Annotated in this window: 12 protein-coding genes and 1 pseudogene; 9 read left to right on the top strand and 4 right to left on the bottom strand. The window is 68.2% G+C overall.

The window, feature by feature from the left end:
• The 3 genes and pseudogenes from D477_RS23315 to pyrE form a co-directional block, all read right to left on the bottom strand.
• A pseudogene (locus D477_RS23315) lies at window positions 1-194 on the bottom strand (hypothetical protein); the annotation flags it as partial.
• A 68-nt stretch (window positions 195-262) separates the two neighbouring features.
• Window positions 263-1,273 (bottom strand): thioesterase domain-containing protein, encoded by a 1,011-nt coding sequence (locus D477_RS13000; protein ID WP_005269916.1) that lies wholly within the window; start codon window positions 1,271-1,273, stop codon window positions 263-265.
• Window positions 1,274-1,304: 31 nt separating this feature from the next.
• Window positions 1,305-1,871 (bottom strand): orotate phosphoribosyltransferase, encoded by a 567-nt coding sequence (pyrE, locus tag D477_RS12995; RefSeq protein WP_005269915.1) that lies wholly within the window; start codon window positions 1,869-1,871, stop codon window positions 1,305-1,307.
• 251 nt (window positions 1,872-2,122) lie between these two features.
• Between pyrE and D477_RS12990 the strand changes: the two genes are divergently transcribed.
• Complete coding sequence (locus D477_RS12990; RefSeq protein WP_005269914.1) at window positions 2,123-2,539, top strand: VOC family protein; 417 nt, start codon at window positions 2,123-2,125, stop codon at window positions 2,537-2,539.
• 3 nt (window positions 2,540-2,542) lie between these two features.
• Here D477_RS12990 and D477_RS12985 read toward each other — a convergent pair whose 3' ends face one another.
• A complete protein-coding gene (locus D477_RS12985) occupies window positions 2,543-3,733 on the bottom strand; it encodes an ROK family transcriptional regulator (RefSeq protein WP_005269913.1) in 1,191 nt (396 codons plus the stop codon).
• A gap of 120 nt (window positions 3,734-3,853) precedes the next feature.
• Here D477_RS12985 and D477_RS12980 point away from each other — a divergent pair, with 120 nt between their 5' ends.
• The 8 genes from D477_RS12980 (at window position 3,854) to nadE (ending at window position 12,938) form a co-directional block, all read left to right on the top strand.
• Window positions 3,854-5,506: a sugar ABC transporter ATP-binding protein gene (locus tag D477_RS12980; protein WP_005269912.1), complete on the top strand. Its 1,653-nt coding sequence runs from the start codon at window positions 3,854-3,856 to the stop codon at window positions 5,504-5,506.
• Window positions 5,503-6,540, top strand: coding sequence for an ABC transporter permease (locus D477_RS12975; protein ID WP_005269911.1), 1,038 nt, complete (start codon window positions 5,503-5,505; stop codon window positions 6,538-6,540). Before D477_RS12980 ends, D477_RS12975 begins: the two co-directional genes overlap by 4 nt.
• Window positions 6,537-7,652, top strand: a complete 1,116-nt coding sequence (locus tag D477_RS12970) for an ABC transporter permease (protein ID WP_005269910.1) — start codon at window positions 6,537-6,539, stop codon at window positions 7,650-7,652. The genes D477_RS12975 and D477_RS12970 overlap by 4 nt, the downstream gene beginning before the upstream one ends.
• Window positions 7,652-8,875, top strand: coding sequence for a substrate-binding domain-containing protein (locus D477_RS12965; RefSeq protein WP_005269909.1), 1,224 nt, complete (start codon window positions 7,652-7,654; stop codon window positions 8,873-8,875). Before D477_RS12970 ends, D477_RS12965 begins: the two co-directional genes overlap by 1 nt.
• Window positions 8,876-8,925: 50 nt before the next feature.
• Window positions 8,926-9,774 (top strand): sugar phosphate isomerase/epimerase family protein, encoded by an 849-nt coding sequence (locus D477_RS12960; protein ID WP_005269908.1) that lies wholly within the window; start codon window positions 8,926-8,928, stop codon window positions 9,772-9,774.
• Window positions 9,775-9,810: 36 nt separating this feature from the next.
• Window positions 9,811-11,034, top strand: coding sequence for a Gfo/Idh/MocA family protein (locus tag D477_RS12955; RefSeq protein WP_005269907.1), 1,224 nt, complete (start codon window positions 9,811-9,813; stop codon window positions 11,032-11,034).
• Between the two features lie 15 nt (window positions 11,035-11,049).
• On the top strand, window positions 11,050-12,045 hold the full coding sequence (locus tag D477_RS12950; RefSeq protein WP_005269906.1) for a sugar phosphate isomerase/epimerase family protein: 996 nt from the start codon (window positions 11,050-11,052) through the stop codon (window positions 12,043-12,045).
• Between the two features lie 68 nt (window positions 12,046-12,113).
• On the top strand, window positions 12,114-12,938 hold the full coding sequence (gene nadE / locus D477_RS12945) for an ammonia-dependent NAD(+) synthetase (protein WP_005269905.1): 825 nt from the start codon (window positions 12,114-12,116) through the stop codon (window positions 12,936-12,938).
• Window positions 12,939-12,982 lie beyond the last annotated feature (44 nt).

Genomic DNA, 12,982 nt, shown 5'->3' with positions numbered 1-12,982 from the left:
CACCAGCGGCGGCACCAGCGTGGTCTTGCCCGTGCCCGGCGGCGCCTGGACCACCGCGGTTCCCGCCGGCGCACCCTCCCGCAGGCCACGGCCAGCTGGTCCAGCGAGTGCGCGAAGACCAGCCCGGCACCGATGGCAGCCAGGTCGAACGGTGCGGAATCACGGGGTGCGGGCGGGACGGTCACGCTTCCCATTGTCCCTTGCGAAGCGTCTGGAGTGGTCTGCCGAGGCCCGGTTGTGGAGGGAGCCGGCCTGTGGAGAGCTAGTAGACAGATACGGTCTTGCCGCCGCCGGGCATCGGGAAGAACTCGTCCTCCACCTGCAGGATCAGCGGCTGGTAGACCCCCGGATTCCATTGCGGCGAGGCGTGCGCCGGCAGAGCCCCGGCCGTGACGAGGTCGGAGGTCAGCAGGTTGCCTTCGAAGTTCACGCTCCAGCTGCGCCGGGCGGTGCGGTAGTCCACCGTGCCGTCGTCCGGATTGCCCATCCACGCGATCTTGGTGTCCCCGATGCTGTGCTGGTAACGCTTGGCGTCGAAATGGTAGATGTACGAGGACTGCGACTGGATGAGCGTGCTGGAGACGGCCAGCGGGGACAGCTGTTCCAGGGTCTGCTCCAGGATCTGCCGCCAGCTGCGCTCGTTCTTGTGCACGATCCGCTCGCCGAGTTCATAGCCGCCGCGCAGGTAGCTGGGCACGCGGTAGCCCGCCTCGTAGAAGAACACCACGCTTTCGAACATCGCGCGGTCCAGCACGTCGAAGCGGCTGTACGGACTGGAATCCATCATGATCAGCCGCACGTCGACCCCCTTGGCCAGCATGCGAGCCGTCATTTCCACCGCAACCATGCCGCCGAAGCTATGCCCGTAGAAGTATAAATGCCGCAGCTGCCGCTCCTCCACGTACCGCTCCAGCACTTCCGCCAGATGCTGCAGATCCATGCCGCGGTTGGAATATCCCGCCACCGCCATCTGTCCCCGCTGCGTCAGCGCCGGCCGCAGCGAGTTGAGGATGAACAGCCCCTCTTCCCAGCTGGTCTTGTAGCCGGGGAAGAGGATCCAGCTGGTGCTCGGGAACCGGTCCTCAGCGAACGCATCCGGCAGGTTCAGGATCTGCGGCAGCTCGCGCTGCTCCTGGATCGTCCGCGTGGCGACGAGGTCCGCCGCGGTCGCGAGCCCGAAGGCCGAGCTGATCAGGAAGGACCTGCGCGAGACACGGTGCATCCCGGCGGCCAGCCGCAGCTGGTGGGCATCCTCACTGTCCGGAAGTTCCATGGTTCAGCCGGGCACCGCAGTGACGTGGGGCCTAGTCGAGGCCCAGCTCGTCCTTCCCAAACGCGAACAGGTACGGCACGCCGGCTTCCTGCTCGATCCGCTCCTTGGCACCGGTGTCGCGGTCCACGATCACCGCAACAGCCTTGACCTCGCCGCCGGCGTTGCGCACGCCTTCCACAGCGGTCAGCGCGGAACCGCCCGTCGTGGAAGTGTCTTCAAGTACGACGACGGGACGTCCCGTCACGTCGGGACCTTCCACCTGGCGGCCCATTCCGTAGGACTTTTGCGCCTTGCGGACCACGAAGGCATCGATCTTCCGGCCGGCGTCCGCCGCGGCGTGCATGACGGCGGTGCCCACCGGGTCGGCGCCCATCGTCAGCCCGCCGGCGGTGGCGAAATCGATGCCCGCGTCGTCGAGCATCTGCAGCATCACCCGGCCCACCAGCCGGGACGCCTCATGGTGCAGCGTGATGCGGCGCAGGTCGATGTAGTAGTCCGCCTCGGCACCGCTGGAGAGAGTGACTTTCCCCCGGACCACCGCCAGTTCCTTGATCAGTTCGAGCAGGCGGGCGCGGTCTCCGGAAGAAGTCTGGGTCATGGCCACCAGTGTAATCGCCGAGGGCCCCGCGGCGAGCTTGCGAGCCGTGGGAGGCGATTACACGGTAGTAGCCGAGGGCCCCGCGGCGAGCTTGCGAGCGTGGGAGGCGATTACACGGTAGTAGGCGAGGGGGTGCCCCACGCGCAGATGGGGTCTTCCACTCGTGCGCGGCACGCTGAATACTTGGACGCGTACGACCGGCCCTACCCGGGCCGGCACCTGGACATGTACGCCAACAAGGAGGTTCCGATATGCCCACGCGTCTCAACCCGTACCTGGGATTCCGCAACAACGCCAAGGAAGCCATGACCTTCTACCAGTCGGTGTTCGGCGGCGAGTTGTCCGTCAGCACCTTCGGCGACTTCGGCGCCAGCGACGATCCGGCCGAGAAGGACAAGGTCATGCACTCCATGCTGGAGGCGCCGAACGGCCTGGTCCTGATGGGCGCCGACACCCCGGACAGCATGAACTACACGCCCGGCGACAACATCTCGATGTCGCTCAGCGGCGAGGACGAGGCCGAACTGCGCGGCTACTGGGACAAGCTCGCCGAGGGCGCGAACGTGTCCGAGCAGCTGGCGCAGGCACCGTGGGGCGACACCTTCGGCATGCTGACGGACAAGTTCGGCATCAACTGGCTCGTCAACATCGCCGGCAAGCAGCAGTAGCGTTCACCGGGTGGCGGCTTCGATGGCCTCGGGCGAGAGCACGTGGCTGATGGCCAGCGAGGCCGCCCCCAGCACGCCGGCGCGCTGGCCGGCCACGGAGGGCGCGATGCGCAAATGCTCGGTGGCCAGCGGCAACGAGCGCTGGTAGACCACTTCGCGGATGCCGGCGAGCAGGTGTTCGCCGGCCTGCGCGAGGCTCCCGCCAATGACGATCACGGACGGGTTCACCAGGTTGACGCAGGTCGCCAGTACGTCGCCGATGTCGCGCCCGGCCTGGCGGACCACGTGGATTGCGCGCAGATCCCCAGAGCGGACCAGGTCGATCACGTCGCCGCTCGTGGCAGCCTCGCGCCCCTCGGCCGCCAGTAAGGCGGCCAACGCGGGACCGCCGGCGAGCGCTTCAAGGCAGCCGGTATTGCCGCAGCGGCACAGCACCTCCCCGCCCCGCGGGACGCGGACGTGGCCCAGGTCGCCGGCAGTGCCTTGGGCCCCCCGCTGGAGCTGGCCGGAGGAAATGATGCCGGCGCCGATGCCGGTCGCCACCTTGATGAACATCAGGTCCCGGACGCCCGGCCAGGCCGTGGCCTGCTCGCCCAGCGCCATGATGTTCACGTCGTTATCCACGAGCACCGGCACATTGAAGTGCTGCTGGACCGCCGCGGGAACGTCCACCCGGTCCCAGCCGGGCATGATCGGCGGATTAATCGGCCGGCCCGTGTCATGTTCCACGGGCCCCGGCAGCCCGATGCCGATGGCACCTAAATCCTCAGCCGTCCGGCCCGCTTCCGCGAGCAGCCGGCTGATCGCGGAGCCGAGCCAGTCGAGGACCTTCCCCGGGCCGTCGGCGATGTTGAGGGCCTCGCGTTCTTCGGCGAGGACTTCGCCGGCGAGGTCGGAGAGGCTGACCAGTGCATGCGTGGCGCCCAGGTCCGCACCCGCCACTACCCGCGCGGCGGGGTTGAGGGCAAACAACGACGGCGGCCTGCCGCCTGTGGAGGCGGCTCCCCCGAACGGTGCGATGTAGCCGAGCTTCCGCAGGGCCTCCACCCGTGAAGCCACCGTCGACCGTGCGAGCCCAGTCAGCTGGGCGAGCTCCGAACGCGTGCGCGGCCGGCCGTCGCGCAGCAACTGGAAAATGTCGCTGGCGCCGGGAACCGGAGCGGCGGCGCTGCTGGTCGGGACCGTGGGCTTCAACACACTTTCAGTAAAGCACGCAGCACTTCGATTCGTCTCCCGCCCGACTAATTCACCTCGCTCCAGCTACTTTTGCCAAACCCTCGACAAAAGTCTGTGACGCATGCCACAGTAGGAGGCGTGGGTGAAGTAACCAGCAAACACGCCGCCCCCGGACCCTCAGCGGAGGCAGCCGGGGCCCCGGCACCGCGGCCGCAGCAGGCGCCGGTGCTGGAGGTCCGCGGGCTGGGCAAGAGCTTCTTCGGCATTCCGGTGCTGCAGGACGCGCGGCTGAGCCTGCACGCGGGCGAAGTCCACGGCCTGGTCGGCGAGAACGGCGCCGGCAAGTCGACCCTCATGAAGGTGCTGGCCGGCGTCTACCAGCGGGACGAAGGCACCGTGCTGATCGACGGGGAGGAAGTCCATTTCAGCCACCCCACCCAAGCCCACGAAGCCGGCCTGTCCACGGTGTTCCAGGAGTTCAACCTGCTGCCGGACCGCACTGTGGCCGAAAACATCTATCTGGGCCGGGAGCCGCGCAAAGGCCTGATGGTGAACCGGGCCCTCATGAACACCTCCACTGCCGAGCTGCTGGAGTCGCTGGGCATCACCAGCATCCGGCCGACGGCCCAGGTCAGGTCCCTTTCCGTGGCAGAACAGCAGATCGTGGAGATCGCGAAGGCCGTCAGCTATGAGGCCCGCATCATCTCCATGGACGAGCCGACGGCCGCACTGGCCGGGCCCGAGGTCAAGCTGCTGTACGGCATTATCAACCGGCTGCGTGAGCGCGGAACCGCCATCCTGTACGTCTCGCACAGGCTCCGCGAAATCTTCGACCTCTGCGACACCATCACCGTCCTGAAGGACGGCCGTATCGTCGACACCCGCCCCGCCGCGGACCTCGACGATTCCACCCTGGTGCGCATGATGGTGGGCCGGCCCATCTCCGCCTACTTTCCTGACAAGCTGCCGCAGGAAGAAATGGCGGAACCGCCGTCCACCACGCCTCTGCTGGAAGTTGCCGATGCCGGGAACGGCCAGCTGGACAGCATCAGCTTCAGCATCGAAGCCGGCGAGATTGTCGGCCTCGCCGGCCTGCAGGGATCCGGGCGCACTGAACTCGTCCAGGCGATCTTCGGGGCGCAGCCCTTCAGCCGCGGCACGATGCGCGTCGACGGCATCGAGATGCTGCCCCGCTCACCCCGGCAGGCCATCCGCGGCCGGATTGCGCTGATCACCGAAGACCGCAAAGCCGAGGGGCTGAGCCTGAACCTGTCCCTGCTGGACAACGCGCTCAGCGTGATCCGCTCGGTGTTCCCAAGCCAGACCGGCGGGGTCAAGCGGGAAGTCCCCGGCATGTTCTCCGCCCTCGAGGTCGTCGCGCGCGATCTGGGCCAGGAGGTGCAGTACCTTTCCGGCGGCAACCAGCAGAAGGTCGTGCTGGCCAAGTGGCTGGCGATCAGCCCGCGCATCGTGCTGCTGGACGAACCCACCCGCGGCATCGATGTCGGCGCCAAGGTGGCGGTCTACCGGCTGATGCGCCAGCTGGCCGCCGAAGGCACGGCGGTGCTGATGGTCTCCAGTGAACTGCCCGAGGTCATCGGCATGTCGGACCGGATCCTGGTGATGCGTGACGGCCGCCTCGCCGGGGAGCTGCCGGCCGGGGTGACCGAGGAGCGCATCCTGCAGCTGGCAACCGGCGCCCGGAACGGCAATGGCAACAACGACGGCGGAGGCGGGCCTTCCAACGTCTTCCCGCCTTCGGGCGGCAATGGTGAGGGGAAACCGGCATGAGCAGCACTTGGAAGGCCGGCAACAGTTTCGGCCGCCTGCCCTCCACGCACATCGTCTACCTCGTCGCACTCCTGACCCTCGTCGTCGGCGCCGTGCTGGTGGCCACCACCGGACGGAACTTCTTTAGCCCGGGGAACATCTCCAGCATCCTCACCGGCACCAGCGTCCTCGGCTTCATCGCGATCGGCCAGACGCTGGTGATCCTGGTCGGCAGCCTCGACCTCTCTGTGCCCTATGTGACCAGCCTCGCCAGCCTGATCGCCGCTGGTGTGATGGCCAACAGCAGCTCGAACATCCTGCCCGGCGTGCTGCTGGCGCTGGGAGTCTCCGCGGTCATTGGCCTGGCCAACGGGCTGATCGTCGCCGGCCTGAAGGTCCACGGCTTCATCGCCACCCTGGGCATGGGGCTGATCATCAGCGGCTACCTGGCCACGAACTTCAAGGGCAGCTTCGGCCAGACGCCCTTCGCCTTCCGCCTCGTCGGCGCCACCGGGCTGGGGCCGGTGCCGGTCTCCACCCTCATCATGCTCGCCTGCGCGGTCCTGGCGATGGTGCTGCTCCACCGCACGCGGGTCGGCCACCACATCTACGCCGTCGGCGGCGACCTGAACGTGGCACGGATGTCCGGCATTCGCGTCCAGACCCCGATCATCACCGCCCACATCATCTGCTCCGTCCTGGCGGGGATGGCCGGGCTGCTGCTGGCCAGCCGCCTCGGTGTGGGCAGCCCGACGGTCGGGTCCCAGGGCGGCTACGACCTGCTGTCCATCGCCGCCGTGGTCCTGGGCGGAACCTTGCTGGCCGGCGGCAAGGGCTCCATTACCGGCACGCTTGGCGGTGTCCTGATCTTCGCGATGCTCGACAACATCATGTCCGTCATGCAGCTCAATCCGTTCGTGAAGGACGTGGTCCGCGGCATCGTCATCGTCGTCGCGGTTGCCGTCTATGCCCGGCGCACGATCCTCAAGCGGCCGCCCCGCTTCGGGCATGGCCAGCCGGAAGAACCGGCTACCAAGCAGGAGGTGGCAGCGTGAGCCGGACCCTGCATGCCGACAGCGGTGCCGTCCTGCAGCAGAACCGCGCCGGCGCCGGCGAGCGCTTCCGCCGCACCCTGCTCACTCCCGGCGGAGCCGTCTTCATCCTGCTGGTGGTTCTGCTCGCGGCAATCATCGCCGTGAACCCATCCTTTGGCGAACCCGAGTCCTTCATCCGCTTCATCGGCCGCACCGCCCCGATCGCCATCGCGGCCATCGGCCAGTACTTCGTGATCGTGGCCGGCGAGTTCGACCTCTCCATGGGCTCAGTCGTCACGATGCAGGTCATCGTGGCGGGCAACCTGATCGGTGACGACGACGCCAAAGTCATTCCGGTGCTGCTGCTCATGATCGCCCTTGGCGCCCTGATCGGGCTGGTCAACGGCCTGGCCACCACCCTGCTGAAGGTGCCCAGCTTCATCGTCACGCTGGGCATGATGCTGGCCCTGTTCGGGCTGGTCATGTATTGGACCGGCGGCGCGGCCCAAGGCAACCCGGCCGACAGCTTCCGGCAGATCGGCCGCGGCGGGATCCAGGACGTGCCGGTCCTCGGGATCATCCCGTATCCGGTCATCATTCTGGCTGCTGCCGCCGCGTTGGGTTTCTGGCTGATGCGCCGCCCCTACGGCCGCACGCTCATCGCCGTCGGAGACAACGCCACGGCCGCGGCCCTGACCGGCACGCGGGTCTGGTGGGTCCGTACCCGCGCCTTCATGCTCTCCTCGCTCGCCGCCACCGTCAGCGGCATCCTGCTCGTCGGCTACGCCGGAGTACACCCCTCCGTAGGCCGCGGGTACGAATTCACGGCGATTACCGCCGTCGTGCTTGGTGGAGTGGTCCTGGGCGGCGGCCGCGGCTGGCTGCTCTCCGCGGCCGCCGGAGCCTTCGCCCTTGAGTCCCTGTTCACGCTGCTGAATTTCCTGGGCGTGCAGTCGACCTGGCGGGACACCGTGCAGGGCGTGATCATCATCGTGGCCGTCGCCGCAGCGGCGCGGTCCTGGCAGCGCCGGCGCCGGGGAAGCACCGCTCCCGCGCGCGCCGAACAACACCGCATTACCGCAACGTCAGCAAAGCCCGCCGAGGGCACCGAACAGGGAGGAAACGGATACTGATGCGCACCAAGGGAATCCGGACAGCGGTCACGCTCGCAGCGGCATCATCGTTGCTGGCGCTGACCGCATGCACCACTGACCCGTCCATCACCGAGAACACCGGCGGCGCCACGGAAGGGGCTTCGCCCGGAGCGACCGAGCAGGCCGAGTGGTTCGACCAGGCACTCTACGACGAGCAGAACGAGCAGCGCTCGGCCACCTTCGAAGGCAATCCGGACGAACCGTGGCTGCAGTACATCGCGGGCGACATGACGGACACGTCGGAGTTCGCCAGCGAGGGCGAGCACAAGGTCTGCTTCGCCAACGCCTCCATTTCCAACCCCTGGCGGCAGACCGGCTGGATCACCATGAACCAGCAGCTGCAGGTGCTGCAGGATGAGGGCGTGATCTCCGAAATGGAGACCCGGGACGCCAAGGACAACGACAACACCCAGATCGCGGACATCGACTACTTCATCAACGAAGGCAACTGCGACGCGTTCATCATTTCGCCCAACTCCACGGCAGCCCTGACCCCGGCGGTCGAGCGCGCGTGCGAGACGGGCAAGCCGGTAGTGGTCTTCGACCGCGGCGTCGAGACGGACTGCGCCACAACATTCATCCACCCGATCGGCGGCTTCGCCTGGGGCATCGACACCGCGAATTTCCTGACCGAGCGGCTGCAGGAAGGCGACAAGGTCGTCGCCCTGCGCATCCTGCCCGGCGTGGACGTGCTGGAGCACCGCTGGGCCGCGGCGGAAAAGATTTTCGCCGAGAAGGGCATCGAGGCCACAGACTACTTCACGGGCGCCGATCCCACCGAGATCAAGAAGATCATCTCGGACGAGCTCGCCACCGGTGACATCCAGGGCGTCTGGATGGATGCCGGCGACGGCGCCGTCGCCGCGATCGAGGCCTTCGAGGACGCCGGCAAGGAGCTGCCGGTGATGACCGGCGAGGACGAGATGAGTTTCCTGCGCAAGTGGCAGGAAACCGGCATCGACGCGCTCGCCCCGGTCTACTCCAACTTCCAGTGGCGCACCCCGCTGCTGGCCGTGCAGAAGATCTTCGCCGGCGAGGAGGTCCCGGCTGAATGGGTGCTGCCGCAGGAGCCCATCACGGCCGACGAGCTCGACGAATGGCTCAAGCGCAACGAGGGCATGCCGGACGGCCACTACGCCAAGTTCGGCGGCGAGGACCTGCCCGGCTACCCCGAGGTCTGGCAGCAGCGGCAGATGCCCTGACGCACGGCCAAAGAACCAGCACCATCCATGCCAGCGAACGGAGGCAGGCCGTGAAGAGGCTCATCGGCGTCAACACCTGGGTGTGGCAGTCGCCGCTGACCGATGCCGGCCTGTCCCCTTTGCTCGACCACATCGCGGCCCTGGGCTTCGACGCGGTGGAACTGCCGCTGGAGAACGTCGGGGACCTCACCGCAGCAACAGTCCGCGAGGCGCTCGAGCGGACCGGGCTCAAGCCGTTCATTGTGGGGGCCATGGCCCCGGGCCGGGAGCTGCTGCTGGCTGACGATGGCACCATCGCGGCCACGCAGGAGTACCTGGGCGCGTGCCTCCAATTGGCGTACGACGTCGGTGCTCCGGCCGTGTGCGGACCGTTCTACTCCCATACCGGGCGGCTGTGGCGAATGGACGCTGCCGAGCGCACCGGGGCGTACCGCCAGTTGCGCGAAAACCTGGCGCCGCTAGCCGCCCAAGCCGCGGAAGCCGGCGTCGTACTGGGGATAGAACCGCTGAACCGGTACGAAACCTCGCTCATCAACACCACCGAGCAGGCGCTGGAGGCGCTGGACCCGCTGCTGGGCAACGGCGTCGGACTGGCACTGGACAGCTACCACTTGAACATCGAGGAGCGCTCCAGCGCCGCCGCCATCCGGGCCGCCGGCCGGCACCTGGTGCACCTGCAGGTCTGCGGCAATGACCGCGGTGCCCCGGGCGGCGACCAGACGGACTGGGCCGGGCTGGTCAAGGCGCTGGACGAGGTGGGCTATGCCGGACCGCTGAACATCGAGAGTTTCACCGCTGGCAACGCCGCGATCGCCACCGCCGCATCGATCTGGCGGCCGCTGGCTCCCAGCCAAGACCGGCTGGCCGCGGACGGGCTCGCGTTCCTGCGCAGCCTCTGACCGCGCCACGGAACCGGGAAGAAGGAGAGGAAGACGATGACCGCAACCGTGTCCGGCCGCACCGGCCCGCCGACGGCCGCAGCACCCCTGGGTGTGGCCGTGCTGGGCTACTCCTTCATGGGCAAGGCGCACTCGAACGCCTGGCGGAACGTCAACGCCTTCTACGACTCGTCCGCGGTGGCGCAGCGGGTCCTGGTCGGCCGGGACGCGGACCGGGTGGCAGCCGCCGCTGGCCGCTACGGCTGGGCCGGCAGCGCCACGGACTGGCGCAGCGTCCTGGAGCGGGACGACATCCACATCGTGGACATCTGCACGCCGGGGCACCTGCACGCCGAACTGGCCGCCGCGGCGCTGGAGGCCGGCAAGCACGTGCTGGTGGAGAAGCCGCTGGCCAACAGCGTGGCCGAGGCCGAGCTGATGGCGGCCGCGGCGGAGCGGGCTGCCGCCGGCGGGACGTTCGCCATGGTCGGCTTCAACTACCGCCGCGTTCCGGCCCTCGCGCTGGCCCGGCAGCTGATTGCCGAGGGCCGGCTGGGCACGCTGCGGCAGCTGCGGATCGCGTACCTGCAGGACTGGCTCACCGATCCGGCCGCGCCGATGACCTGGCGGCTGCGGCGGGAAACCGCGGGCTCGGGCGCCCTCGGGGACTTGGCCTCGCACGCCGTCGACCAGGTCCATTTCCTCACCGGGGCCCGGGTGGCGAGTGTCTCGGCGCAGCTGCGGACGTTCGTGCCGGAACGCGCCGGCGGCACCGGGCCCGAGCCGGTGACGGTGGATGACGCGGTCTGGTCCACGCTGCAGCTGGACAGCGGCGCCGTGGTGTCGCTGGAGGCCTCGCGCTGTGCCACCGGGCGGAAGAACGCGCTGCAGATCGAGGTGTACGGTTCCCGCGGCAGTCTGCGCTTCGACCTGGAGCGGCTGAATGAACTGCACTATTATGACGCCGGAGCACCGGCCGCGCTGCAGGGTGCGGCACGGATCCTGGTCACCGAAGAGAGCCACCCTTACCTGGCGGCCTGGTGGCCGCCAGGCCACACCCTGGGCTGGGACCACACCTTCACCAGCCAGGCCGCGGACTTCCTCGCCGCGATCGCCGGCGGCGTCCAGCCCGAACCCTCCTTCGCCGATGGGCTCGCCGTGCAGCGCGTCCTCGACGCGGTCGAACGCAGCGCTGCCCGGGCGGGCGCCGCCGTCGAGCTCCCCGCCGGAACCCACACCACCCCGCAGACCGCAGCCACCGCCGTCGAACCCCACCGTTAGGAGCCACCGGAAGCCATGGCACGCAACTACACGCTCTTCACCGGCCAGTGGGCCGACCTCCCGTTCGAGAAGGTGGCCGAGCTCGCCGCCGGCTGGGGCTACGACGGCTTGGAGATCGCGGTCTCCGGCGACCATCTGGACGCCTGGCGCTGGGACGACGACGCCTACATCCAGGACCGGCTGGACATCCTGGAGCGCAACGGACTGAAGGTGTGGGCGATCTCAAACCATCTGAAGGGCCAGGCGGTCTGCGACGACCCGATCGACTTCCGGCACCAAGGCATCGTCGGTCCGAAAGTCTGGGGCGACGGGGAGCCGGAGGGCGTGCGGCAGCGTGCCGCGGAGGAGCTGAAGCTGACCGCGCGGCTGGCGCAGCGGCTCGGCGTGAAGACCGTGGTCGGCTTTACCGGCTCCGCCATCTGGCAGTACGTGGCGATGTTCCCGCCGGTGCCGCAGGAGGTCATCGACGCCGGCTACCGGGATTTTGCCGACCGCTGGAACCCCATCCTGGACGTCTTCGACGAATGCGGCGTGCGGTTCGCGCATGAAATCCATCCCTCGGAGATCGCGTACGACTACTGGTCCACCGTGCAGGCGCTGGACGCCATCGGGCACCGGGAGGCGTTCGGCATCAACTGGGACCCGAGCCACATGATGTGGCAGGACATCGATCCCGTCTCGCTGATCTGGGACTTCAAGGACCGGATCTACCACGTGGACTGCAAGGACACGAAGCTGCGGATCACCGGGCGCAACACCCGGCTTGGCTCGCATCTGCCCTGGGGAGATCCGCGGCGCGGCTGGGACTTCGTCTCCGCCGGCCGGGGTGACGTGCCGTGGGAAGCCAGCTTCCGGGCACTGGCGGCGATCGGCTACGACGGGCCGATCAGCGTCGAATGGGAGGACGCCGGGATGGACCGCCTGCAGGGTGCGCCCGAGGCCTTGGCCTTCCTGAAGCAGTTCGACTTCCAGCCGCCGTCCGGTTCCTTCGACGCCGCCTTCAAGCAATAAAGACGGCGAAACGGAACCAATCCGCCGTCGAAACTTCCCGGAAACAGGGCAGCGGGTACGCTGGGCACATGCGTGAACTCCAGGCCACCATCATCGCTGAAATGGGCGTCCAGCCCTCCATCGATCCTGCCGAGGAAGCCCGCAAGCGCGTGGCGTTCCTCAAGGAATACCTGAAGGCGACCGGCACCAAGGGGTTCGTCCTGGGCATCAGCGGCGGCCTGGATTCCACCCTGGCGGGCAAGCTGGCGCAGCTGGCGGTGGACGAACTGGAGGCCGAGGGCATCGAGGCCAACTTCGTGGCTGTCCGGCTGCCGCACAACGTCCAGCATGACGAGGATGATGCCCGGGCGGCCATGGACTTCATCGCGCCCAAGACCTCGCGGGTCTTCAACATCGGACCGGCGGTCAAAGGCTTCGAGGACGAGTTCGGGAAGAGCACCGGCGAGCAGATCACGGACTTCAACAAGGGCAACATCAAGGCGCGCGTCCGCATGATCGCGCAGTACGCCATGGCCGGCCAGCACAATTACCTGGTCCTCGGCACGGACCACGGCGCCGAGTCGGTAACCGGGTTCTTCACGAAGTACGGCGACGGCGGGGCCGATGTCCTGCCGCTGTTCGGCCTGAACAAGCGCCAGAACCGCCAGCTGCTGGAACACCTCGGCGCCGAGGAGCGGCTGTACCGGAAGGCGCCGACCGCCGACCTGCTCGATGACCAGCCCGGCCGCACGGACGAGGACGAACTGGGCCTGAGCTACGACCAGATCGACGACTACCTCGAAGGCCGCGAGGTGCCCGAAGCCGTGGCCGAGACGATCGAGCAGAAGTACCTGCGCACCCGGCACAAGCGGACCGTCCCGGTGAACATCTTCGACAAGTGGTGGAAGAGCTAGCACGCACCCCTGACCTGCCTGCGGCGCCAGCCGTCCCCGCTGGA

It is taken from the genome of Arthrobacter crystallopoietes BAB-32 (genome assembly GCF_000328305.2).
Classification (GTDB): Bacteria; Actinomycetota; Actinomycetes; order Actinomycetales; family Micrococcaceae; genus Crystallibacter; species Crystallibacter crystallopoietes_A.
Note: the sequence above shows the minus strand (reverse complement) of the source record. Positions and strands in the feature narration are given on the sequence as shown.